Here is a 24,014-nt window from a genome sequence, read left to right on the forward strand (position 1 = left end):
AGTAAACATCTAACTGAAAATAATATTTTTTGAGGACACAATTGAGATTGGACTATATTTGCTCAATTATGCTCGAAGTTAGAGTATAGTCGATTATTTACAGTAAATTCTCCAAAGCGATGCCTAAAACAGTCCTTATTACCGGAACATCCAGTGGTATTGGTAAACTGGCTGCAATCTACTTTGCTCAACAAGGCTGGAATGTGGCTGCAACTATGCGTAACCCTAGCCAAGACAAAGATTTGTGCAATATCTCCAACATCAAATTATATTCCTTAGACGTAACAGATAATAACAGTATTCAAACTGCGATCGCATCTGCTATTCAAGATTTTGGTCAAATTGATGTCTTAGTTAACAACGCAGGTTTTGCTTTCGATGGCGTATTTGAAGCCATGACAGATGAAATTCTAGAGCAGCAATTCAATACTAATGTGTTTGGATTAATGCGCGTCACCAGAGCCATCATTCCTTATATGCGCCAACAAGGTGGCGGTACAATTATTCAAATCGCCAGTATGGGGGGTAGAGTTACTTTCCCCTTATATAGCATTTATCACAGTTCTAAATGGGCAGTAGAAGGATTTAGCGAAGCCTTACATTATGAATTAGAACCCTTCAATATCAAAATTAAAATCATTGAACCAGGCGTAATTAAAACAGAATTTTATGGCAGCAGTCGCCAGTTTATCACGAGTGATGCTTTACCCATGTATAAACCTTTGGTAGACATCGTAGAAAAGGTTTCCCAGGAAGCTGGTAAAAATGGTGAGCCACCTGAACTAGTTGCTAAGGCAATTTTTCAAGCGGCGTGCGATCGCAGTCGCAAAATGCGTTATTCTGTAGGTCAACCTGCGCCAATTCTGCTGATGCTGCGTAAATTGCTGCCTGATAGTTGGTATTTTTCAATCATCAAAAGTGTCTATAAAATTTAATATCAGATTTTGAGAACTAGGCGATCGCGTAGTCTGGCGTTTGCTCAATCAAACCAGATGATACTGTTGACAGCCAATCGGAGTATGAAGGGCGAGAACTCTTTGGAACAAGTTATGCGTGAAGAAATTACTCCTACATCATTACCTGTTGAATAAATCTGAGTATCGACAGGGTTGTACAACTCGTTTAGTTGAAATCGTATTTGACATTGATGATTATAGGGCAATGAGTCGGCTTTTCATCCCATCAAGCGGCCAACATTAAAAGTTTGCGGAAACCTAACTTTGTATCTTAAAAGAAGTAGTAGACTGTTTACTCGATTATTTGTTAGACCACAATCTGCTCAGGGAATACTATATGTAAGCAAATATGTTGAATCCTATCAGGGCTTCTTTAGCAATGGGAATGGGAGAAAGTAAAGCGGTTCAAGTTCTTAATACTTACCTTAAATTCTGTAAAGCACTTCATATAGAAGGAAAGATAACAGATGAAAACTTTAATCGTATTCGGTTCATCAATGCTTGTATCAATGGAAAACAAGATAAAATTAGGGAAATTTGGGGTGATATTTTTGATGAAATTTACTGCTTATTAGAAAAACCTGAAATAAAATTAAGGCTTGAAGAAGAGCGAAGAGAACTTGAAATTTCTCGGCAAAAGAGAAAATTAGAGAAGCAAAAATCGATTTCAAATCTAAAAAAAATTGAGCAAAGTAAAAAAAGCAGAGTACCGCAACATGCAGCAGGTAACAAAAATAGTAAAGAAAAAAAGCAAAAAAAAGCAAAAAAATTACAATCGAATAGGAAACATCAAGGATATATAATTCAGCCAAAAAGTATACAGCAAATAAGAGAGATTTTTTGGAGAAGTGTTGCGCTTGCAAAAGAGGAAGAAGAAGCTAGAAAAAAATTAAGGAGACAAAATGTTCAACCCATTCGAGAGGTTTCTCCAGTGCACACATTTGAAGAATCTTCAATTTTCGAAGACATTATGGATGAACGAAGAGCAGAGGGCAAAGGTTATGGTGGTTCAAAATAGTTAAACTTATCATCTTCTAGCGGTGTAAGGCTTCGTCAAAGTAGCTACTTAATCGTCCTAAAGTATCTCAAATAATACCAACAAATTCTTCCAAATACATTCAGTAAGTGGGGTTATAATCATCTAATCAATCCGAAAAAATCTAATCCAAACAGCGATCGCATCATTTAATCTAAAAAATGTCATTTAAATTAGTTTTTGATTTAACAGTCTTAATTTAAAACTCATGCCAGCAATATCTCAAAACCAGACAGAGTAAGGGCTATATTGTTTCAGTTATCATCAGTCGATTATGCTGTAACTTACATTTAGGCTAGAAATGAAAGCTTTTTTCTACGGCTGCCAAAAAACCTAGTATAATCTTGAGTTCTAAGAGCGTAGGCGAAGCCCGCCGCAGGCATCGCTAGGTTCGGAGTAATCCCAAGAGTGCATTTGACGGAAAGGAAGACCCATCTTTTGGAAAACGTACTTCTCTTTCACACCAGAAGCAATCAAATCTGGCTTGAGTGCTTTAACAAACTCTTCAAATTCGTAAGCGGTAACGTCGTCATAAACGATGGTGCCGTTGTCGATGTAGTGAGTGGTACGTTTGTAGTCGTCGTTATGAGCAAACTCATAACCTGTACCAACCATCTTCATACCTAGATCATAGAAAGCGGGTACAACGTGGCGAGGACGTAGACCACCAACCATCATAGCGACGGTCTTACCTTCCAAACGGGGGCGATACTTAGAAATGATCGCATCCATTGTAGGCTGGTACTTAGCAATGATCTTCTCAGCGTTTTCTTGGATCTTAGAGTCAAACTTAGAAGCGATTTCCCGGAGGGATTCAGCAATCTTAGTAGGCCCAAAGAAGTTGTATTCTAACCAGGGAATATAATAGACTAAAGCCTAAAAACCTTATATATCAATGCTTTTATAAGTCTGCGTTTTGTGTAGCTTATTTTTGTCTTAAAGCTCATGATTTAAACATCTAAAACCCCAGCGCAATGGTAATTTGATTTGCAAATTGTGGCTTACGATCACGCCAAAGATTACGGCCATCAGCTAGAACCGATGGATAAAGGTAGAAAACGAGTGATTGCAATGACTGTAACAATGGGACGGCGGATGGCGACTACCGGAGTAATTCACTTGACGGAAGAAAGTCCCAACGAAGAAACTTGGCTGACGTTGTGCGGACGTAAGATTCGCGCGGCTCAGGCTTTGCCGTTGGAAGAGTTCGCTGGGGGGAATTGCTGTGTGTATTGCACTAGGGTGCAGCGCTCTAACGAGTTACTTCGTTCCCGATTGGGTGCGGCGTAATTGTGCGGCTCACATTTCAAAACACGGAACCTTATAGAGTTCCTTGCAGTGTGAAGTGTGTGGCGTTATTTTTTTGCAAATATTTGTCGGACAACATATATGTTATCCGTCAGCGAATTTGGAAGAATTGCACCAGTCACAAGTTTACTTGTCGAGGAAGGATTGCAATGAAGTGTGAACTGCTTCGGGGACTAGTATAGTGGTCGATGCGAAACGCGTCAGAGGATAAGTTTACTTGTCTTTGGTTAATGCGTGCAAATTAGCGGCATTGCGCGACACAGAGAACCCTGATCAGGTTTCCAAAGTACGCGCTCATTCCGTGACATAGGGGAAGGTATAACCTTTCCAAAGTATGCAACGTGTCACCAGCACCAAAGAGATGCCTTTAAAAACCGTAGACGTTTCTGTCCAGACCTAATAGGTTTCACGCGAATTTAATCACCAGAGTTTTAGTCACACCTTAAGGTATCGCTAAATCGCTTTAGTCCCAAAGACCGTCAAAGCGATCGCGTGCTGACCTTCTCGCTGAGTGGCGATCGCCCGACGTTTTTGTACACAATCGGCGGCGGCTGGTCTTAGCGATGCACGTTGCAGTAACTTCCAACTTCATCAGCCAGCTATTGGAAGTTGGAAGTTAGCGGCTAGTCAACGACAGGTGGGTGAAGTTGCAGGTTTGACTTACTTAAAATAGAAAAATTTAAAAAGTTTAGAAAATATCTGGATCATCTGGATCATCTGGATCAAGTCTTATACAGCAAGGGTTTGAATATGATCCAGATATTGAAATGTATCTGGATCTATCTGGATCACCTAGATTATTGTCAACCGAAAGATGTAACTCTATACACCATTGACCTTGGTTTCAGCCGTATTAACAGCAGGCAAGTGTGCTGTTTTTGACTGACTCATGAAGTAAGTAGATACATCTGTATTACTGACAGAAAGTTTGACTTACTAGTCCAGGCGGTAGTCAAATTCTGATCGTCTCCATCACCGACAGAAAAAGTTTGACTTACTAGTCCAGGCGGTAGTCAAATTCTGATCATCTCCATCACTGATAGAAAGATTTGTATCTCTGCACACCCATTAATCTCTGCTTTAGCCGTATTAGCAACAGGTGAATGTACTTTTTCTAACTCATAAATGAGATATCTGACCTAAGTGATCCAGATAGATCCAGATACATTTCAATATCTGGATCATCTTCAAACCCTTGCTGTATAAGACTTGATCCAGATGATCCAGATGATCCAGATATTTTCTAAACTTTTTAAATTTTTCTATTTTAAGTAAGTCAAAAATTCAAGGGCAGTAGATCCCTAAAAAATATCCCCAGTCACGAACCGGGGGGGGTATCCCAAAGACCGAACCTTACAAAAACTTTGGCGGTGTCGGATACTCTTTCGTTGGTACAAAGTTTTTTCTCTTGAGCCAATGCGAATACTTTTCGCCGAATCTCTGCTGATTCGCGGCATCCATTAAGGGATAGGTATTAACTACAGCTAGAATCTCAACGATTCGTTTTGTATCCTCACGTTCGACCTTAAGATCAAGTTCGAGGTCAAGCTTGAATTTGAGAGACTCTAAGTCCAAAGGACTACCATTTAATTGAATCTCTCCAGTAAAGGTGTTGTAGTGTAACTTATCTCCCCAAGCGTCTCTGATTATGTAATAGCCTCTCATTAACTTAGAATTAAGGAACTCGTAACGCTCTTGGACTGCCTTTTTCATGATGTCCCGCCCCTCAGTCGTTTCCTGCCTTGATGCAATATCGGCAGCAAGTGTTGGGTCAGCAGTGACGTAGCTGATAAAAATCTCGGCTACATAGTTAGCAAAGTTTGGTTCAAAGTAGCTGGCTAGGTGAATTGCCATGATTGGGTGAACCCAAGTGACCCAAGTTTTACCTACTCGCTCAACGATCCAAGGTTCAGTGTTTGGATTTGCGGTTTTCAACTGCTCGAATTTAGCTTTTGTTTCTGTCTTCTGCTTCCAGTTACCGAGCCGATACCCATAATGTTCACACCATCTGGTAGCGTTGATATAATCGTCATTTCGCCGTGCGTCTTGCACTAATTTGTCGAATCGCTCTATTTGTGACATACATTTTTTCTTTTTAAAATTTTAAGCAATCCCAGCTTATGCGGGGATTGCTTTTTAGTCCTCCTAGAGATCCTGGAGTGCCTTGCTAATAATGTCCAGCCCTTCGGTCGTTTCCTGCCTTGAGGCAATGTCAGCACCAAGCGTTGGGTCAGCAGTCATGCACCTAAAAGCAATCCCGGCTACATGCATAGCAAAGCCTCGATCAAGGTGGCTGAATAGGTGAACTGCCATGATTGGGTGAAGCCAAGTGACCCAAGTTTTACCTACTCGCTCAACGATCCAAGGTTCAGTATTTGGCTCTGTTCTTTTCAGCGCCTCTGACCTGGCTTTTGTTTTTGGCAACCGCTTCCATTTATCCAGTCGATACCCAAAATGCTTACACAACTCGGTAGCGTTGACATAGCCGTCGTCTCGCCGTGTGTCTTGCAGTAATTTGTTGAAATGCTCTATCTGTGACATGTAATTCTCCTGATTTTTAATTGGCTATTGCAGCTTGAGTTCTTTAGCATCAACCCAAGCGGTCTCTTCCCAGGGTGGATTAGCATCTGGGTGACATGAAGGCACTTCGATAAAATACTGCCAGTCAAAGCCTGTCCATGACAGACCACGAATATCAACCAAAAACTCGCTGGTCTTATCGCCACGTTTGACAACGTGGATCACGGTTTGACCTATATAGTATTCAGGTTTAGAAAAATCTTTGGCTACGCGCAGCCGCCAAAAGCGCGGCACGCCACAAGGTATGCCCCAAAAGGGGGTACTTGGCGATAACATAATAAATTGTCTCCTTGGTGGTTAAACGGTAAGGGGGAAGTCGTGCTGGTGGGGGAGAGGTTAGAGACTCTCCTTCCAGGGCGCAATTAAACGCCTGACTTCATTGGGCATCAGGTATTAGTCATTAATTGAAACAGAAGCTCGCCAAAAAAGCGATCGCACTTAGGGAGCAACACGACACTACGATTTACTTGCTCGACCTTGTTTACCCATGTAGACAAGAGTATACGATATCTGTGGTACTTGTCAACATAGGTATACGGCAGTAGACAAACACTGCTTAACGAGCTAACCTGTGTATACAGGCGTATACGCAGGTTCACAGGATGGGTAGCAAAGTAATTTCATTTCGATTTAACGATGAAGAAGTAGAAGCATTGCAAGCGATACAGTCTCCAGAAGATGAAGGTTCGCTTAATCAAACAGCCGCAAGATTGGTAAGAAGCTTTTTGCCTCTGTCTACGTCGTCTACGAGCGTAGACACACGATTAGAAACTGTAGAAAACGCTTTAGCTGAACTGCGATCGCACTTTGAAGCCCAACTGGAGGAACTGCGGGGAAAATCAAAAGCCCGGTAGCAGAGAAGGAGACAACCACTACCGGGCAAGAAAGCAATGAAGACTCAACTGTAGCTGATAGCGAAGCCGTCAGCCATCTAGAGGGACAAGTTATGAGCCTAGAATCTAGACTTCAGTCCTGCCACCAGGAGAGACACAGCCTAGAGGAGTGTATGAAGCAGGTATCGGCAGAACTACAGAAAAAATTGGTTGACGCAGAGCGAGAGAACGATGCTTTGCTGGAGAACCTTGAAAGGAAAGAAGAATACATTCAGCAACTGGATAAGGAGAACCAGCGACTTAGGCAACAGCTACAGACAGCAGATGCATCTGTACAACCAGATCATGAAGCAATTCGCGATCGCACACTCGACAAGCTAAAAACTGGCAGGCAATCAACGGCAGGTAAAGCTATTGAGGCTTTCATCAAGGAACTTAAACGCCAGTAAAGTGCCAGCATAACCCGGTTATAGTACGAGCATAGCCGGGTTATAGTACGAGCATAGCCGGGTTATAGTACGAGCATAGCCGGGTTATACTGCCAGTATGCAGGGACTATGCTCGGTTCTAAGTGTGGTTATAATCTGTCCACACCCAAACAATTGAGCGTCCACACCCGAACAATAAGCGGTTGCATGGACAGTTATAGTGGCCCGATACCTTAACCATTGTCGGTTGCATGGTAGGTTACAGATCGGTTGCAATGCAACAATTAAGCGTCCACAGCAAAACCAGGAAAACAATCGGCTGTGGACGGCTGAAACCACCGTCAGAAGCGGTTTTTGGCGACTGTAGACAAATTTTTGAGGGGTTCATTTAACAGAAATATCCCTATATTTTGGGATATTTTCTAACAGAATGCTAAAAAATATAGATGCGCCTTGCTAATAGAATGCAACGAAAAATGCAGTAGTGAGTTAATTCGACAGCACCTCACTGACTTGATGCCGTGCCAGAGCTTTCCTGAGACGTTCCACCTCAGCCCTTAGCCATGCATTCTCTTCTTTCAAGGCATCCATATCATCTTTTTTATCCACTGCTTGCTTAATTACTTTCTTCCGGTTCTCCAAACTGAACCACTTCTGATAAATCTCAGTGTGAATCTCTACAGAATGCCCCAAATTATCAGCAGCAGCTTTAATTGGAATGCCCATAATATGTGCTCGAATTGCCCAAGCATGGCGCAAGTCATAGGGCGTAAACGGAATCTTTACGCGCCTAAACCATGATGAACAATTAACACGAATAATATTGATATCTGTAAAACTGGTTCTGTCATCAGTTTGAGCTTTTAACAGTTCCAAGTACTCTGGATTTTTTAAATCAAACAAGTAAACCCATTCAGGATGTAGCGGTAAAGCTTCTCTGTAACCAGTCTTAGTATCTGGGTGAACCTTCCATGTATTATCTTTATTTTCAGGACTCAACCACCAATCAATTTCAGGATTCACAAACAGTTCTCGTGGGCGGAGTCCATAAGTAGCAAGCATTCCATATACCCATTCCCACATCTTCCAACTGTCTAAGTAACTCTTTCTAATTGTCAGGCTCCTAGTCAAAGAGTAGTGATGAAAAGACTCATAATATTTGATAATATCTTCATCACTGGGAATGTCTCTAGACTGACTTTTTGGTTGTGTAGCTTTAAGGTGTTCGAGAGTAAAACCAGTTAAGTTAAGAGTTGATTTTAAAACCTTCAACGATTTCACTGCGCTGTATTTGGCAGAATCTCCGGTCAATTCTGCAATTCTTTTATCAATCTCCGATTGAGTCAACAAAGTATCTAGCCCAATAAATCGCCGTAAATGGTCTTTGTAATAGGAAAAGGTGTGTTTACTTTTTTCTGTTAATTTGCGTGTTTTGAAATACTCGGTTTCAAACTCTTCTAAAACATCACCAAGGGTTTGGGATTTGTTGCTGACCTTAGCGATTTTACCCAAATACTTGTCAGTCCATTCAAACTGTTTACGGGCAAGTAGCTTGCCTAGCTCGTTCGCCTCTTCCTCTGCTGTTTTCAACCCGTCCAAGCTTGCAGGGATATTTAGCGAAATCTTGTACTGCTTAAAACCAGTTCCTTTCGTGTCGCGATCGCCTGGCTTGATTGGTAGTGATGCTTGCAATTGAATAGTTTCCCGTGCCACGACTAAGCCCACTTTCACTTTGGCGGCTTTTAGCCGAGCCTTAGTGTCTGCCAAACCTTTCTCAAATTTGCGTTCCAGATGCTGCCGAGTAGCCTTCATTTGTTTTTGCGTTCCTAGATAGCTGCCATCGGTAGATGCTGGCGGAGTGAAATCCTCAAAAACGTCCTGTGCCTTGCTTTTCATTGTGTCTTAAATGTGTCTTAAAATTTAGTCCATTTAGAACAATGTTTAAATTGAGCAAAGTTAGACGTGGACTAAATCCTGGTATCACGTAAGATTAAATCATATTTTGTACAGGGAATACCATACTTCTCTTCCATGTGACGGCTGATGTAGTTCATCGACCGATAGCAGTGGATGAGGTTAATTTTTACGTTTGGTGTCAGCATCATTTCGTTGATGGTGCCATCACCAGACCTTGAAGGCGCGGTATGATTAACAAGACATAGACACTAACACTTTTCGCAATCGCTATGATTTACGGGTATGCCAGAGTTAGCACAGTGGAACAAAGTTTAGAATACGATGCGCTCAAGCAGCAAATAAATCGACTGGAGACGGCGGGCGCTGAAGTGGTGCTGGTGGACGTGGAATCTGGGCGTTCAGATAAGCGCAAAGAATTTAATAGGCTTTTGAAGTTAATCAAGGAAGGGAAGGTCAGGGAAGTCATTATCACTCGCATTGACAGGTTAGGACGCTCTGACATTGATGTAATCAGAACTATTCAATTGTTTAATGATTGTGGAATCATATTGCGGATTCTTGATGCACCCATAGATGTTAGTTCATCCTTTGGTCGCTTTTCCGCGTCCCAGATGGCAGCATTAGCGGACTTTGAGTCTCGGCTTTTGAGCGAACGCACGCGCCACGGAATGAATTACTTTAGGTCACAAGGTAAGTTGCAAAAAGCCTGCTTTGGCTATCAGCTTAATAGCGATCGTAAACTGGAACCGCATCCGACCAACTTTCCCATAGCTAGGAAAATTATCGATCTGCTATTGCAGGGATACAGCTATGGGGCAATTAGTAAGCTGCTCTTTGAGGAACATGGCATTGAATTCTCGCTGTCAGGATTGCGGCATTGGGTGAAGAATCCTGCAATCCTTGGTCATACTCGATACTTCACCGAGATGGAATATCGCAGAAACCCGAAAAATCCACGCCCGCCCCAAATTACCCGGAATACCCACACGGCGATCGCAACCGAGGCAGAAATCAACCAGATTAAGCGAAACACCAAAACCAAGCCGAGGCTGTCAGGGAAGAAAGAGAAGGATTACCCATTGAAAGGGCTGCTGAGATGCTCGCACTGTGGCGGCGGAATGTACAGAGTGATATCTCGCTACAAGTCAGGTGAAACCCACTGGATGAGATGCGCTAGGCACGCCCAGAACGTTCATTTCTGCCCAAACAAAACCAACGCGAGGCTCGCCACATTAACTCAGCAAGTAATAGAACGAATCACCCAAAAGTCAAAGGAAATTACCGAGCAATCTAATGTGAGCGATCGCAATGAAGAGTCGGAAGCATTAATAGACCTTAAACACCAGTTGGCAGGCTTGGTAGCACTTGGCTCAAGCAATCCTGCCATTGTCGCAGCTGTACAAGATATCCAAGCCCAGATAGATGCTGAGGAAATACGCTTAAGATCTGCCTCTAGAATCGACGCAGACAGGCTTAAGCTAGCCTGGTCATATTCTCAAGCGACTTTTTGGGAATCACTGGATGATAGCGATTTACGGGAGGCGTTCAGGTCATTTGTTGAGGTGGTGTTTGTAGATTCCACTGGTAATGTTTCGTCCGTTGAGTTTGCGTGATGTTGGTCGTAAAACTCAATCGCAAGTTTCCTTAGCCGCTTTAAAAAATCTTCCCTAGACATTTTTCTCTCCTGAAGCGATATTTCAAGGTTAATCAAAAATCCAAAATTTTCTGTATCAGCTAGATCGGGATAGCGATTCAAACACCAAGCCAGGGCGATACATTGCCTCGCGCTGCCGAAACGATACTGCCACCGCCAAGAGCGCGTACCCTCCAATCCCTCTGCTGTCCAAACTCCATTAACTCGACCTTATCGCCGCAGTATTCACCGTGAGAGTTGCATCCAGGCTTCCAGGCTTCATTAGCAGCATCCTTAATATGCTTCAGTTGCTCTGGGCTGTAAAACCTGACTTCCTGACGCAGTTGTTCAGTGTCGGCGATCGCCAAGATGATTTTTCCTAGCGCCTGCGAGTCGTTCCAATTGGCTATAATTTGCTTGCTAATCGGCTGAGTATCATCACTAGTAAGGGTTTGGGCGTTTTGGTTTGTAGCGACCATAACGGTTTCAGGCTGGTTGGTGACGACCTGAGAATGATTCGGTGACGACTCTGTGCCATCTTGGTGACGACCTGAAACCCTTACGGGTGATGATGTTGGGGCAAAATGACCATTATTACCATCTTCAACTCCCTCTATAGATTGCAAGCAAGTAGTATTGGTTGCTGATTGGTTGCTATAAGAACTATTAAAAAGGTCGTCACTTTGCTGAGTATCATAACTAGCAAGGGTTTCAGCCGTCACTAACATCTTCACTGGGTCGTCACTAACCCCAGAAATAAGTGGGGGGAAATCGTGACCAGGCTGGCGAATCCCAATCATAGTAATGAAGCGCCCTCTGTTGGTCTTACGCTTGTTAGCGTCAATTCCTAGCTGAGTTCTGAGCAGGTTAAGCAGGTTTGTAGAAAAGCGCTGGGTGGTCATCGTACCCTGCCCATTAGCTGATGCCCATTGCGAGTAGTTGGCATAAAGGCAGTAACCAGCCTCGCCTGTGGCATCCCCGATTTTTGTTTCAGTGTTGGGGTCGTAGTACAGGTGCTGGTCAGCCCAATTCGCAAGGGGATTGGTTTCTAGTAGGACTTCGGCGCTAAAGCTTCCCAGTGAAGGCACGCGCTTGGCAGTGTTCCGAACATAATCCGCCACCTCATCTGCGACCATCGACAGCACCCAAAACAGCAGCCCTGGCAAATACGGCTTAAACTCCTCCATAAGGTCGCGACGTTGATGGGGAGGAATGACGCGCTCAAAGCTCATTGAGAGGCGGCGGCGCGAGAGTGCATTGGTATAATCTGAACTTTGGATTGCTTCGTTAGCGGCTACCCAAACTACACCAGGGAATCTATAATTACCCGTTTGCTGTACGCCTTTCTTCTCAATAGGGATTTCATCGTCGCCCGTAATGGCTTTTAATCGGCTTACATCGCCTGCATAGCGCTCTGAGTCAGTAATGAAGATGGCTTTCTTCCCGTAGAATTTAGCCGACTCAAACCGATTTTGCTCTAGCTCTTTGAGGTTTGTTACAGCGTAATTGTCTTTACCCAATAGGCTTTGCACCAAGCGCAGGATAGTGCCTTTACCCGTGCCGCCAGCGCCGATTAATTCCATGTAGCGCTGTAATTCGCCGCCGCGTTCGGTAATGGTGGCGTTCATGCCAGCCCGGATGACTTCTACCCAGTCCATGTGATTGCCGCAGGTTTCTAGTAACCATTGCTTAATAGGCTCACACCCAACCTCGCGGTCACTCCATTTGAACGGTAGACGAGAGAGGAAACGATATCCGGGCTGGTGTTCTTTGACCTCTAGGGTGCGAATATCAATCACGCAATCTTCCAAACAGACAAGCCCAGATGCTACCTCCCAGTCGTTCACTCGTAACTTGGCTTTAAGCATGGTTATAACGCCCGCCACGAAGTTGGAGGAGAAGTCAACTCCTAGCGCTTCTAACTCAGTCATTACAATGTCCATCGCTTCTTCGCCTGGGATTTCACCCCAAACCCCAGCCTTGTTTTTGGCTTCGTACCAGTACCAAGCCTTCGCGGGAACATTCCAAGACAGCCTAGCGCGGTAGTTTTCCGCAAACTGCCGAATAAAAACTGCCTGGGTTATGCGATCGCCTTCCTGGTCATTCTCCTCCTTAAATTGCTTCTCCCAACTGGCAAAGTCCACCACCTTGCCCATCACCTCGCGCTTGAACTGGTCAGCGCCATTGTTTTGGATATATTCGTCCATCCCCTTCCCTTGGTCAACGCTCCACAGACCTGTTCCGATGTACACAGGTACATTAAACTTAGCCAATTGGTTAGCTAATTTACGCTGGGCTTGCACCACGCCCTTATTGGTTCGTGCGTCCGCATCAAACAGAATAATGAAACCAAAACCAGCACGGGCTAACATTTCCAATGCTTCTACTAGATAGCGTTTGCCCTGCACATCTTTCTTGGCTGATGTCAGTCCTTGTTCTACCCCAGCCAGCGCCACACAAGGAATATCGTTAGAACAGGCAGCGATCGCCTTAAATAGCCCTTCAGTAATGCCCAAACAAGGATACCCATTGATTGACCAACACAATTGCTTAAGTGCCTCTAAATCAGCCCAGTAGCGCGAGTTATGGGGGTTATGAGGCAGCATTGCGTCATAATCTTCCTTGGTCGCTGTCCGGTACTTGGGCGCTTTCTTCCCCTCTTTGTCGTCCTCGTCCTTCCAGGGCTTGTTGGGGCGAAACTGCCCAAAACCGTTGTAACCTTCTAGCCAAATCCCTGCTGATTTGGCTGTATATCCCAACCTCTCGCCTGCCTCCTTAACGTCCATCGAACGGCAGTTAGCAGCTATCCATTCGGGATTTAGCCCGCGCTTGGTTACGCATTCTTCATAATGCTTATCTGTAAGTCTATTGGCGGTTACAACCCGCCCAATTATTGCGGTCGTCATTTTCGTTGTACCTAAAAGTTGTGTTTACTTTTGGACAACCCCACTTGTTGAACCGCGATCGCCAGTGATAGTATTTCTATAGCAAAAGCGGTTCACTACTTTGTCGAGTAGTGGAGTGCCGTTGAATTTAATGAATGCAAGAAGCGCCTTAGATTACCAGTCAGAGGGCGCTTTTTGCATTTTCACCCTAGACCTGGAGGGCGCATCCTGCACTCGAAATTGAATCGAGAGGATTGCCGGAAACATAGGAATTCATCTTAAAGAACACAGGAAAATAATACATGGAATCGCAAAATTGTCCAAATGTATGCGTTTTACGGGGTCGAATCCCAGTTACCGTAACTTTACGGTAACTGGCGTGCAATAGCTCAACATTAACCGATGCATCAGCCGCGTCTGATCAGTTGCAGCAAAATCGCTTCTAAACTTTCCAAGGCGGCATTGGTCATAAAAATATTCCATAAATAGGTTGATGTCCTTGGGGTTAATCATTGACTTTGCATCCATTGGCAAACTGCACCGCCAAACATCTCAAAACATGGGTCATTTTTAACCCCAATTCCTCACAAACGGATTCAAACTGCTCTTTTTCTTCTGGGCTTAGAAAAGTTTGAACAATTTTCGCGCCCGAATCAGTCCGCTTAATATGTGGTAGTTTCTCGATCAGCATTCTTAATTCTCCTATTTCGTCATTACCAGTATCATAACAGTCATTCCCATTTGGTGATGACAAATCAGGTATATTTTCATTTAAGTTTTGCGATCGCTCGTATTGCTCCCAGTCGATGCCACTCTCAGGGTACTGTCCTGCTTTTTTCTAGCGATCGCGTCCAAGAGCAAGCGTTCTACTAAATTAGCCGTGGAGCGCCCTTCTTCTTCAGCCCATTGGTCAAGAAAGTTTTTATTTTCGGTATCAATAGCGTAAGCCATCCGAGGCTTTGGGTTGGTAGCTTTGCCCATGAGTATTGCCTTATATAGAGCCTTGTACAGATTTATTCTGACTTTAGCCTATATATAGAAAGGTTTCTACAGTTGTAGCTATTTTTCTCCAAGAAATATATAGAAGATAGTTGACGGCTTTCTACATCGTTCGTTATATTGTAGGGGTGTTAAGCGAACGCCAACTGAAAGGCAAGCAAAGCAACTGCGGTTGTTAACCGAGTTAAGTAGTTATTGCAAAGCTTTCTCAGTGGTACTGCACCTTGAAAACTGAATACTACGGAAAAATCTTAGTGTATAAAAACACTGCCAGCTGAGTGTTAAGTGAGTATTAGCGAATGTTTAGCGAGGCAACTGGTTGTAAATCAGAAGTTAGTAAAACGTGAAAAATAAATAAAAACAACTAGCTTATTTTATTGATTTTTCAGGCTTCTTGCTAATTGGCAATGCACGCATAGCTAACACTCACAAACAGGTGAGGACAGATAGTTAACAAAGTACTTTTACGCCATTAACTGTATTCATCGATACTTGTTAACTGGCTGCAAAGTGAAGTTAAGTAACTCGCAAGTAGAGTTCAACGCCTGATTATCAGAGTTAAGAGAGCGTTAGGTGTTAGTTCCGCGAAAGTTAATGGATGTCAAGTTAACAGGAGTTAACCCGCAGTAAAAAACATGATTCTTCTAGACCTAGAGCCAATTAAAAGTGACATTTCTATTTCTGCTTTGAGTGAAGAAATAGGGATATCACGAACGACCATCTACAAATACAAAGACCTGGCGGAGTACATTCTCGATTTTGAGCGAGATTTACCCCAGCTTTGATGGCGAGCCAATTACTAACGGCAGTGGATTGACTGAATACCAGTCTTGGGTAATTCAAGCGCTGATATCCTACCGCCGTAAGCGCGGGCTAACGATGGATGCGCTGAAAGCATATATCAAGCCCGCAGCAAACCAAGCCTGGGTGACAAAGGAAAGTTATTTAAAGTATCAGGAGAGTTTTGCAAATGGACACGAAGCAATACGGAACCACTAAGGGAATCCCCAACAGAACAGTTATTGAAACCTGCAAAGAGTTATTTGGTGAGGTTCCCAAGGGCGAACTAACCAGCGACCAAATCGCCGCGCTAGATGCCAAGCTTGCCTGCAAGCCCAACCTTCCCGCCCTGCCCGACGCTGGAGACAAGCTAGCAAATAGCCCTGGAATCAAGGCAGAGATTGACTATAAGGGCTTACCAGAATCTAAATTTAACCAACTGGTAGAAGCCTTCATTAGTCAGGGCGTGTCCGAGGCTGAGGCGCTGATTCATCTCCGCGATGACGCATTCATCAGAACACTGCAAAACGCAGATTTAAACCTCGCAGATGGGGTAATCAACCAAACCATCGCCCGCATCATCCGCAATAAAGCGATCGCCAGCAAGAGCCAGAACATCATCAACGCCCGCATCCCTGAAGTTCAAAGCCAGGACATCTCAGAGATGATTGCGGCTGCAAAGAGCGAGGTTAATGGCTCACAGCCCTGGCGAGCCTTTTTACCTGAAGCGAACGACTCACAACCCTGGAAAGCATTCTTAGAGGATTAAGCACATGGAATTAACACCTAAAACAATTATTTATGGAGTGAGCGCCCTTGGTACAGTCGCCTCGCTGATTGGGAGCGGCGGCAATATGGGAAACAGCCTAGACGCATTAAATAGGCTTCGGGCAGCTAATCAGCAAGAGATGGTGACTAGTGCTGAATTAGAACGCGCCGAAGCCTCCCGCAAGCAACAGACCGTCATTGCAAACAGTCGTTACAAAGCTTGTGAATTAATTGTAGCCGGAGGAGGTAAGCAAAAAATTACCTTTCCAGCAATCAATCCCAATACCATCGTTACTGACCGCAATACTGGCACACCTCTGGTTCGTGGCACGACAATCTGTGATGCCTACGGAAATACAGCCATCCTTAATGAGCAAGGCAAAGCGACCGCCTTCGCTTTTACGGGCGATCGCAACGCAGTACAAATCCGCATGAAGCGTTATAGAGGCGGTCTTTACGCCCAGCCAGTTGCGGGAGGGCAGCAATGAGAATACCTATGTTCAAACCAGCCCGCTGGGTAATCTGGACGATGCTCTGCATTGTGGGCGGCATCCTGATTGGGGCGCTTCATGTCAATATCGTGCCCTATCAAAAATTAGCAGCTTCGTTTCTTGCACCCTCGGCAGGCGACCCCAATTCGGGCTTTGGGTTTCTGAGAATGCTGCCAGGGTTTGGAGGGCTGGCAGCAGCCCTGGGGTTGGTCAGCGCATATATCATCGGAGCATTCGCATACGCCCTGGTTCAGTTCTTAGAACTGGCTCCCAATCTCATCCACCGCAGCCCCAGGATTTTAAAAGGGCTTCTAGCCTCGTCTGGTGGTCAAAAATACGCACCCAAGGATGGAGACAAAGGAACAGTTAAGCGAATCAAAAAAAGCCTGGGTCAAGGGCTTATCTGGGCGCTCGCGCATCTAGAAGCTATTAAGAGCCTAAGCTATGTTTTTGATGCCTTCATCTGCTTTATAGCCTACCCATTTATCAAGGATTTAACGAGTGTGGGCGACTTCTTTGGGGTGTTTTTAACTGGACAGTGGAACAGGATTGATTGGCAAAACCTTCTGCTTTTCGCCATCACAGTTTACGGGGTTGAATTTCTACTTAAGCTCATCTGGGCGCTCCAAGATGTTGAAAAAGCATCTCGCACCCAGCAAGATTAACCACTATTACGCCGCGTCCATGAGGCGCGGCATTTAACTAATATGACTAACGAAAATAACGAACTAACTAAGCGCGAAGAACTGATTCTGGCGGCGCTCGAAAATTCACAAGAAGAAGGCGGTGAGGCACTCGTATTAGGTGGCGTTATTGCGGGCTTCGTAGTCGGCAGTATGTTTAACCCATTCCTGGGTGGTTTCTTAACCCTCGCTATTTCCGGAGGGACGCTTGCCAGCCAATTCCAACGAGGGCGCGATCGCTTAAAGATGCTTTCTGGTGAAATGCCCATCGCTGGAAAGCTAGAAGGTGAGTCCTTGGAGGAATACAAGACACTGGTTGGGGAAGAACAGTTCACCCTTGAACTTTCCCAACTTCAAAACGGGAAGTATGAGCTAACCAACGATGCTGCAAAGTTAGTGAAGGCTAGTCAGGCGATCGCCATCAACCCAGTAGAGCAACTGGCTATGTATGCCTCACGAAACTGCTTAATTTTGGGCATAGGCGGCGATGGTAAAGACTTCTTGGTTAGTAATGCCATCCGCGAGATTAGACAGGAACAAAGCGAAATTAAGCTATTCATTATCGACCCCAAAGGGCTGCAAACAGAAGCGCCATACTATCAAGGCGTGGCTGATATTTTCCGCAGTCATCAGTGTGGTGAAACTACAGACGAGAGCGCGATCGCATGGTTTAAACAGGTGTTTGAGGAATGGAGGGCAGTCGCAGGGAAAGAGGGCGAACGATGGCTACTTATCATCACTGAAACCACCCTGATTGGCGAGGCATTCACTAGAAGCAAGGATAACTACCTTAAAGAAGTAGTCAGCAAGCAGTTGACCACAGGCGGCGGGTTTGGGAAATCATGCTGGGTGCTGGCTCAATTCCCCAACCTCGCAGATTTAGGCATGAGCAACAATAGCCGCAGTCAACTTAATGTCTTTGCGGTCGTCAAGCAACAGTCGGTCACAACGGCTGCTAGCCAATGGAGCCGCACCAAAATCATCGGCAAGATTGACCACCAGGAACTAGAGGCGCTTTGCCAAGCCTCTCCGGTTGAACGCTGCTTTTACTCGCCAACCTCCGGGCGCTGGGCAATTATGCCAGAACTGCCCAATTACAGTGCCTACAACCGCGATAAGCACCAACGGGTAAAACCTGCCAGTCAAACTCTTATCAGTGAGCCACAAGCGCCAACTGTCATTCAGGACGCGCCTGTACAACAAAGCGAAGTGGAGAAGGTGTTTCAAACTCTAGAAGAGGCGCAAACCACCGACATTATTGAGGCATTGAAAACGGCTTACCCAGAAATCCCCAACAATCAACTCAACGCCGTGATTGCCCGCATCAAACAAGAAGCGATCGCACGACGGAATGAAGCAATCATCTCTAAGTTTTCACTTTGATCGTCACTGTAACGTTACGGTAACGAGGAATTCAATTATGGGTATCAATCGAGCAACGGAAATTGATCAAACTTGCGGCGAAGTATTGCACGAATTGGACGATATTTTAGAACGGCTGCAAAACTTCAAAGCCCAATATCCGCAAGTATTCAGACATCTCTGCAACGCGGGCGCTGATGTGACTCTGGGTGACGCGATCGCCGCCCTGGAAAGTGCAACTAATTACTTGTTGGAGGGGGAATGATGCAACAGTTAGAGCCAATTTATGAAGCCACACGGCTACAGGGTGGGGCGGTCTATCAAATAGATGGGTTTTTGTACAAGTACCTATACTCCGACCCCTACGCCCGCATTGATCACCCCAGGTTTAAGTTTGTCCCACTGTCAGGGCAAAGGCGGAAGGCTGAACTAATTCTCAATAAAAACACCCTCCGCAAATGTTACCTAGTCCCAGGCTATAGGGCATCGCAGGTATCGACCGTGAGCGAGAAGGCTGTTCAAATGAGTTTGTTTTAAGGGCAAGCGTCGCAGTGATTGGACAAGAGTGCGACGCGCCCAGGATGCATCTACGCCGCAAAACGTATACACAACATAGGAAATTATGCCACAGCAACAAGTATTCACAAGCGATCGGGACGATAAAGACAATCTGAGCATCCAATTCAGCCCGCCAGTACATTACACACCTGCTGAGGTTGAGGCGGGCAACAAGTTAGTTGAAGTGGTCAATGACCCAAGCCTGAGCGAAGGCGAAAAGAAGGACGCAGTTTGGGACATCTTGAATAACGTTTAACGCTCTAACAACAAACCCCACCTAGATGTGTCTCTAGGCGGGGTTTTGGCTTATGTACTGGACACCTCTGCTTACACCATCGCAGCCGCAGCGCGGTTGTCTAGTCACCGTAACGTTACGGTGACTAGTCCGGCAAATGTTGCCTTTAAGAAGTAGAGAGAAACAGTTGGCGCAAGCATCCTGCAAGCATTGAGCAAGGGCGATCGCTTCCCAGTCGCCCTTGCTCAATGCTCAATACCGTAATGAGTTAAGAATTTGAACTTGAAAAAAATATTTATGGCAATTTGTGTTGTATGTGTGTTAATAACTCTGATGGCTCAAGCGAATTTAACCGGGAGCGTTTTAGAAAGCTTTTTACTGATGAACTTTTGTCTTGTGTTTCCTCAAAATGACTGATAACCAAACTGCTATATGATGCCAATTTCATATAATCATTTATAAGAGTTGAAGATTTTGTGGTGTCATAATAAAAGTCCCAAATCCATCTATTATATTTACTTAAATAAATTTCAACCTTATAGTAAACCATCTCTTGTGCGAAATATGTAGTTGGTAAAAAGAATGTTTGGTTATGAGTAATTTTACCATTATCAGTTATCTCAATAATTGCGCTATAGTATCCTGTTCCACGTCCCTGTTTTTTTATTGCCTCTATTGCCTCTTTTCTAGCTGTTTCTTGTACTATACTGCGACTTTCTCGTATCTCTCGTTCTCGTATCTCTCGTTCTCTGTTTTTGTTCCTCTCTACTACAAAACGTTCCAAGTTTATAAGGGCTGTAGGGAGTAGTTGCTTTGCCATTCCCTTTGCTATTTCTTCAAAAAGACCGCTCATGTTGAAATCAACCTCATTTTCTACAAAAAAGTGGTGGATATAGCGAAGCTGTTACCAGGGGCAAGATAGGCGCTTAAGTATTGGTTGTCAGTGGAACCATAATATTGCCCTTTTTGCACGTTTATGCTTCTAATTGAATAGAACAATCGTTCTTTATTTGTTTACTGCAAATAAAAAAAATCATCAAAACTGTTTCAAAAATTTCTTTAGCAGTGAATCCTATAGGGCGTTTAGAAGCCCAATCTCTCGTGATCGTCTTCTACAATTAATTACTTTGTCTAATAAGTGTCTGGGCAAATGAATTAAATCAGACAAGTTTAAGACCTCCTTTGATTTTGAAATGTGCAAATGAACTGCTAGTCATTGTGACAAGTTAAGATAGCGCTACTCAACTCAATAAGTAAAAATACTAGATTAATAGACTGAATTCAGGTATCGAATTAAACCACCAACAAATTATAGCGATACTCTAGAGAATCTAGAGTATCTAGATGTAAAGACTGTGTGAAATTGCCCTCCTAATTTTGAATTTGATGCAAGTTTTCCCATGAACAAAGGATAATGTTTAGCGATATTGTTTGCTCTTGTTGGTTGATGCGATCTGCTGAAAGCGGCAGCGCTTCCCTATCGCCCAAGCGCGGGCAAAGCCCATCGCCCCTCGTTGCCGTAAAGTTACGATCACGAGGCTACTGATACTATTTAGTTGTTTCATATACTTATGACTCATGAAACGCCCATGCAAACAGAAGTGTTATTGCATGGGCGTTTCAGCTTGCAGGAGGTGTTGTTTTGTACCGGGGGCGGTACAATATAGTAAGCAGCAACAGGATATTTAAAGTGATTATGAATACAGAAGCTAAAAAGGAATGCAACGCAAGATTTGAGGAGAAATGTGCCAAGGTGCGGGTATCGAAGGACAGGTTGACCAAGCTTGATGCGATCGCCTCTCGGCTTGGCAGCAGGCAGAAGGCGCTGGATTACCTGATAGACAACGCGGGCAACAAACAGCCCTCAAACTGCGTAGAATGCCAAATTGACCTGATGGACGCACAGCTAGAAATAGAGGCGCTAAAGGCTGAAATAGAGGCGCTGAGAGGCAAGCAAGCAGTAGAGGAAGAGTACACTGTAAGCTTGGATTTGGCGTGGGATGCGTTGAAAAGTCGCCATGAGGTGTCAGACCTCGATATTGATGAATGGCTGGCATCATAACGGTTTCAACCGCAACGCTGGACACCTACGCGCTCAACTACGTTAACACTGGCGATTGGCGGCTGAACACGGGCGCGGACGTAAGCGCGGTTGTCCAGGGGTGGTTAGCGTAACTTTACGGTAACGAGGGGCGTGGGGCGAGGGGTATCACCCATTTCGGCAATACCCCAGGTCGATTTGACATTTGGTGTCAAATCGCATTGATTAACCCCTCGCCCTTAAGCATGAGTATTGTTAGTTCTTCCCTGCCGTCAGCCGCATCCCAAATATCCGCGATTAAACCTAGCTGTTCGGGCGTGTAATTGTGTGAGAGGATGATTCCTCAACTTGTCTCCACAGCGCGTTAAAAACGAAGCCAGGGGCGACTGGGGCGTTGTTTCTTGTTGTGGGGATGGTTGGCTTTGATATTCATTCCACATATCAGTTAGTTTCCCCAGGCGAACGCAAACACCGAGAACGCCGCCCCAGAGGGCTTTTACTGCAACTTACCCAGTATTGAGGAAGCGCCCGCAGCTGTAGACAATGAAGCCGCGCCCGCCAGCCCAGCAATCATTGGTGTTTGCGCCCTGGTTGCGATCGCCATAGCGGTAGATTTGATGGCAAAGGCGGCGACATTCGCCTTTAAGCGGGCGAGGGATGCGCGCCTGATAGATAAGGGCTACAAGTACGCCGCACCCCTTGTGCAGCGCCACAAAGGGCAGGCACGAGGATTTGCCAGGGCGAGCTAACCGTGATGGAAGTGTGAGCAACTGGGGCGCTTGCTCCATCGCAGAGCATTATGGGGATTCCCATAATCAGTATCGAAGCATGGGAAAGAGTTAATTTTATTACCAAGCTCATCACCCAACACCCAATGCCCATCCCCCAGTTGCATTAAAGTTTTTCGTTTGTGGCAGGCGAGATTTGAGTCACTGTAACGTTACGGCGACTGATCTCGCTTGTCCATAATCGAAAACTGCCAGGGTCAATACTAGCGCCCTGGCTTTAACTCAATCGGGTTTTCCGTTTACGGTGCGATGCCCTTGGCGGCGATCGCCTATTAATCCCCTTATGGGGTAAGTATGAGCGGAAACCTGCATACGTTGCTCAGGTTGCCAAAAATGCTGCTAAGTTTCCATCCCCTTTCGGGGCAAGGTGTTTGGAAAGGTGATAATGCAGCTAATGCTGTACAAATGATTGTACTGTTTCCATCCCCTTTCGGGGCAAGTGTTAGCGGAAACTATCGACCCCAAGAATGAGCCTGGGGAATATGGTTAGTTTCAATCCCCTTGCGGGGTAAGCGTTAGTGGCAACAGTGCCTTGCGAGATGTATACAGCAGGTGTAGAAGTCAAGAAGTTTCAATCCCCTTTCGGGGAAAGTGTTAGCAGCAACGCATCTCACATTTTAGGCGAGACAACCACACTGGCGTTTCAATCCCCTTGCGGGGTAAGTGTTAGCAGCAACTAAAGTGGATGGGTAACAGGCTGGAGATTAAGCAAAAGTTTCAATCCCCTTGCGGGGGAAGTGTTAGCGGAAACTGGGTATGTGCGTAACCAAGCGATCGCCAAAGTTAAAGTTTCAATCCCCTTGCGGGGGAAGTGTTAGCGGAAACCAGGCGATCAAATGGTAATAGGCGATCATCTTGCAATGTTTCAATCCCCTTACGGGGGAAGTGTTAGCGGAAACCTAGAGCCAATCAAAAGAAAATCTCTTATGGAATGTTTCAATCCCCTTGCGGGGGAAGTGTTAGCGGAAACCGTGTGGGTGAGTGTTGGACATGGCAGAAATGAAATGTTTCAATCCCCTTGCGGGGGAAGTGTTAGCGGAAACCCTGCCATATTGAAACCATGACAGAGCAAGTGTTTCAGGGAGGAATTTGACGGGTCGAAAATTTAGGTCTTTTTCAGGCTCCGTTATTGAAACTAATTCCTAATATCCCTAATAGCTAAAAAGCTGTAACTATTGATTTGTCTAGGTTCTGACGATTTTGGCGTATACGCCAGGTTTTTGACCTCGCTTCGATATGCCAACTTTTTACAAGTTAGACAACAGAGTAGAATAGGCTACTAAAACCTGTCAAGCGTAGGATAAATAAGTTAATAGAGTTGTACTGAAAATCTTTACTACAGAGGTACGACCGCGCAAGAATGTTGCGTAGCATTGGCTCTTGAAATCCGCACCCTATATAGGTTTTACAAAGTAAGAAATGCGCGTTTCTTACTTTTTTCTTACTTTGTTTCTTAAAAGTAAGAAAAAGGTACAAATACTCACAACAAAAATGAGCCAACACACCTGGCGCTGGCTCATCGGCTAGTAAAAGAAGTACTACTTTAAATCATACCCCCGTGCCCGCTTGCGCCCCTAATCATTGAGCGCCGACCCCAATTGATAGGTTTCACATGGGTGGTTGGGTTGATGCTTTGCGCCTGGGCATCAATTTCCTTCTGCTGCTTGGCGATTTCGCGTTGGATTTCCGCCGCGCCTTCCCTGCCTATATGTAGTTCATCATTCATGATGGTT

At 44.8% G+C, this 24,014-nt stretch carries 24 protein-coding genes and 3 pseudogenes; 16 read left to right on the plus strand and 11 right to left on the minus strand.

Features of this window, described 5'->3' with window-relative positions; genetic code table 11:
- The first annotated feature begins 119 nt into the window (after positions 1-119).
- The 3 genes and pseudogenes from HG267_RS28190 to HG267_RS28195 all read left to right on the plus strand — a co-directional run bounded on the left by HG267_RS28190 (position 120) and on the right by HG267_RS28195 (position 1,974).
- Positions 120-935: an SDR family oxidoreductase gene (locus HG267_RS28190; protein ID WP_045868698.1), complete on the plus strand. Its 816-nt coding sequence runs from the start codon at positions 120-122 to the stop codon at positions 933-935.
- A gap of 22 nt (positions 936-957) precedes the next feature.
- Positions 958-1,200, plus strand: a pseudogene (locus tag HG267_RS41780) (ACP S-malonyltransferase); the annotation flags it as partial.
- A gap of 105 nt (positions 1,201-1,305) precedes the next feature.
- On the plus strand, positions 1,306-1,974 hold the full coding sequence (locus HG267_RS28195; RefSeq protein WP_045868699.1) for a hypothetical protein: 669 nt from the start codon (positions 1,306-1,308) through the stop codon (positions 1,972-1,974).
- 369 nt (positions 1,975-2,343) lie between these two features.
- Here HG267_RS28195 and HG267_RS28200 read toward each other — a convergent pair.
- Positions 2,344-2,859, minus strand: a pseudogene (locus tag HG267_RS28200) (nitrogenase component 1); the annotation flags it as partial.
- 129 nt (positions 2,860-2,988) lie between these two features.
- Between HG267_RS28200 and HG267_RS28205 the strand changes: the two are divergent.
- Both HG267_RS28205 and HG267_RS28210 read left to right on the plus strand, forming a co-directional pair.
- A complete protein-coding gene (locus tag HG267_RS28205) occupies positions 2,989-3,282 on the plus strand; it encodes a hypothetical protein (protein WP_045868700.1) in 294 nt (97 codons plus the stop codon).
- Between the two features lie 529 nt (positions 3,283-3,811).
- Positions 3,812-3,973 carry a hypothetical protein gene (locus tag HG267_RS28210; protein ID WP_155539039.1) on the plus strand — a complete coding sequence of 54 codons (162 nt, stop codon included), beginning with the start codon at positions 3,812-3,814 and terminating at the stop codon, positions 3,971-3,973.
- Between the two features lie 680 nt (positions 3,974-4,653).
- Here the strand turns inward: HG267_RS28210 and HG267_RS28215 are convergent.
- The 3 genes from HG267_RS28215 to HG267_RS28225 all read right to left on the minus strand — a co-directional run bounded on the left by HG267_RS28215 (position 4,654) and on the right by HG267_RS28225 (position 6,156).
- On the minus strand, positions 4,654-5,382 hold the full coding sequence (locus tag HG267_RS28215; RefSeq protein ID WP_045868701.1) for a KilA-N domain-containing protein: 729 nt from the start codon (positions 5,380-5,382) through the stop codon (positions 4,654-4,656).
- Between the two features lie 63 nt (positions 5,383-5,445).
- Complete coding sequence (locus HG267_RS28220) at positions 5,446-5,841, minus strand: KilA-N domain-containing protein (RefSeq protein WP_045868702.1); 396 nt, start codon at positions 5,839-5,841, stop codon at positions 5,446-5,448.
- A gap of 24 nt (positions 5,842-5,865) precedes the next feature.
- Positions 5,866-6,156 carry a hypothetical protein gene (locus HG267_RS28225; protein ID WP_045868703.1) on the minus strand — a complete coding sequence of 97 codons (291 nt, stop codon included), beginning with the start codon at positions 6,154-6,156 and terminating at the stop codon, positions 5,866-5,868.
- Between the two features lie 326 nt (positions 6,157-6,482).
- Here HG267_RS28225 and HG267_RS28230 point away from each other — a divergent pair, with 326 nt between their 5' ends.
- On the plus strand, positions 6,483-6,734 hold the full coding sequence (locus HG267_RS28230) for a hypothetical protein (RefSeq protein ID WP_045868704.1): 252 nt from the start codon (positions 6,483-6,485) through the stop codon (positions 6,732-6,734).
- A gap of 152 nt (positions 6,735-6,886) precedes the next feature.
- Positions 6,887-7,162, plus strand: a complete 276-nt coding sequence (locus HG267_RS28235; RefSeq protein ID WP_045868705.1) for a hypothetical protein — start codon at positions 6,887-6,889, stop codon at positions 7,160-7,162.
- Positions 7,163-7,630: 468 nt separating this feature from the next.
- On the opposite strand, the gene HG267_RS28240 is transcribed toward HG267_RS28235, so the two are convergent.
- Positions 7,631-9,037, minus strand: a complete 1,407-nt coding sequence (locus HG267_RS28240; protein WP_045868706.1) for a site-specific integrase — start codon at positions 9,035-9,037, stop codon at positions 7,631-7,633.
- Positions 9,038-9,135: 98 nt separating this feature from the next.
- Positions 9,136-9,270, minus strand: a pseudogene (locus HG267_RS42005) (nitrogenase); the annotation flags it as partial.
- 57 nt (positions 9,271-9,327) lie between these two features.
- Between HG267_RS42005 and xisF the strand changes: the two are divergent.
- A complete protein-coding gene (gene xisF, locus HG267_RS28245; protein WP_045868707.1) occupies positions 9,328-10,671 on the plus strand; it encodes a fdxN element excision recombinase XisF in 1,344 nt (447 codons plus the stop codon).
- A 139-nt stretch (positions 10,672-10,810) separates the two neighbouring features.
- Here xisF and HG267_RS28250 read toward each other — a convergent pair whose 3' ends face one another.
- The 3 genes from HG267_RS28250 to HG267_RS28260 form a co-directional block, all read right to left on the minus strand.
- Positions 10,811-13,297, minus strand: a complete 2,487-nt coding sequence (locus tag HG267_RS28250) for a DUF3854 domain-containing protein (RefSeq protein WP_228045182.1) — start codon at positions 13,295-13,297, stop codon at positions 10,811-10,813.
- 784 nt (positions 13,298-14,081) lie between these two features.
- Positions 14,082-14,267 carry a hypothetical protein gene (locus HG267_RS28255; protein ID WP_045868709.1) on the minus strand — a complete coding sequence of 62 codons (186 nt, stop codon included), beginning with the start codon at positions 14,265-14,267 and terminating at the stop codon, positions 14,082-14,084.
- 80 nt (positions 14,268-14,347) lie between these two features.
- On the minus strand, positions 14,348-14,557 hold the full coding sequence (locus tag HG267_RS28260; RefSeq protein ID WP_045868710.1) for a ribbon-helix-helix domain-containing protein: 210 nt from the start codon (positions 14,555-14,557) through the stop codon (positions 14,348-14,350).
- A 777-nt stretch (positions 14,558-15,334) separates the two neighbouring features.
- On the opposite strand from HG267_RS28260, the gene HG267_RS28265 reads away from it, so the two are divergent.
- From HG267_RS28265 to HG267_RS28295, 7 genes are all read left to right on the plus strand, one after another.
- Positions 15,335-15,574, plus strand: coding sequence for a hypothetical protein (locus HG267_RS28265; RefSeq protein ID WP_155539043.1), 240 nt, complete (start codon positions 15,335-15,337; stop codon positions 15,572-15,574).
- Positions 15,546-16,124 carry a hypothetical protein gene (locus tag HG267_RS28270; protein WP_045868711.1) on the plus strand — a complete coding sequence of 193 codons (579 nt, stop codon included), beginning with the start codon at positions 15,546-15,548 and terminating at the stop codon, positions 16,122-16,124. The genes HG267_RS28265 and HG267_RS28270 overlap by 29 nt, the downstream gene beginning before the upstream one ends.
- 4 nt (positions 16,125-16,128) lie before the next feature.
- Entirely contained in the window at positions 16,129-16,611 is a 483-nt protein-coding gene (locus tag HG267_RS28275) for a hypothetical protein (RefSeq protein ID WP_045868712.1), read from the plus strand.
- An 8-nt stretch (positions 16,612-16,619) separates the two neighbouring features.
- Positions 16,620-17,279 (plus strand): hypothetical protein, encoded by a 660-nt coding sequence (locus HG267_RS28280; protein WP_155539045.1) that lies wholly within the window; start codon positions 16,620-16,622, stop codon positions 17,277-17,279.
- A 42-nt stretch (positions 17,280-17,321) separates the two neighbouring features.
- A complete protein-coding gene (locus HG267_RS28285) occupies positions 17,322-18,680 on the plus strand; it encodes a hypothetical protein (protein WP_045868714.1) in 1,359 nt (452 codons plus the stop codon).
- Positions 18,681-18,717: 37 nt separating this feature from the next.
- Entirely contained in the window at positions 18,718-18,924 is a 207-nt protein-coding gene (locus HG267_RS28290) for a hypothetical protein (RefSeq protein ID WP_045868715.1), read from the plus strand.
- A gap of 357 nt (positions 18,925-19,281) precedes the next feature.
- The gene (locus HG267_RS28295; protein ID WP_045868716.1) at positions 19,282-19,473 is read left to right on the plus strand and encodes a hypothetical protein; all 192 of its coding nucleotides are present in this window, start codon (positions 19,282-19,284) and stop codon (positions 19,471-19,473) included.
- A 274-nt stretch (positions 19,474-19,747) separates the two neighbouring features.
- Here the strand turns inward: HG267_RS28295 and HG267_RS28300 are convergent, their stop codons facing one another.
- Positions 19,748-20,305: a hypothetical protein gene (locus HG267_RS28300; RefSeq protein ID WP_045868717.1), complete on the minus strand. Its 558-nt coding sequence runs from the start codon at positions 20,303-20,305 to the stop codon at positions 19,748-19,750.
- An 843-nt stretch (positions 20,306-21,148) separates the two neighbouring features.
- On the opposite strand from HG267_RS28300, the gene HG267_RS28305 reads away from it, so the two are divergent.
- Positions 21,149-21,514, plus strand: coding sequence for a hypothetical protein (locus HG267_RS28305; protein WP_045868718.1), 366 nt, complete (start codon positions 21,149-21,151; stop codon positions 21,512-21,514).
- A gap of 2,310 nt (positions 21,515-23,824) precedes the next feature.
- On the opposite strand, the gene HG267_RS28310 is transcribed toward HG267_RS28305, so the two are convergent.
- Positions 23,825-24,007, minus strand: coding sequence for a hypothetical protein (locus HG267_RS28310; protein ID WP_045868719.1), 183 nt, complete (start codon positions 24,005-24,007; stop codon positions 23,825-23,827).
- Between the last annotated feature and the right edge of the window lie 7 nt (positions 24,008-24,014).

Origin of the sequence: Tolypothrix sp. PCC 7601, assembly GCF_025677855.1 — a bacterium.
GTDB classification, from domain to species: Bacteria; Cyanobacteriota; Cyanobacteriia; order Cyanobacteriales; family Nostocaceae; genus Aulosira; species Aulosira diplosiphon.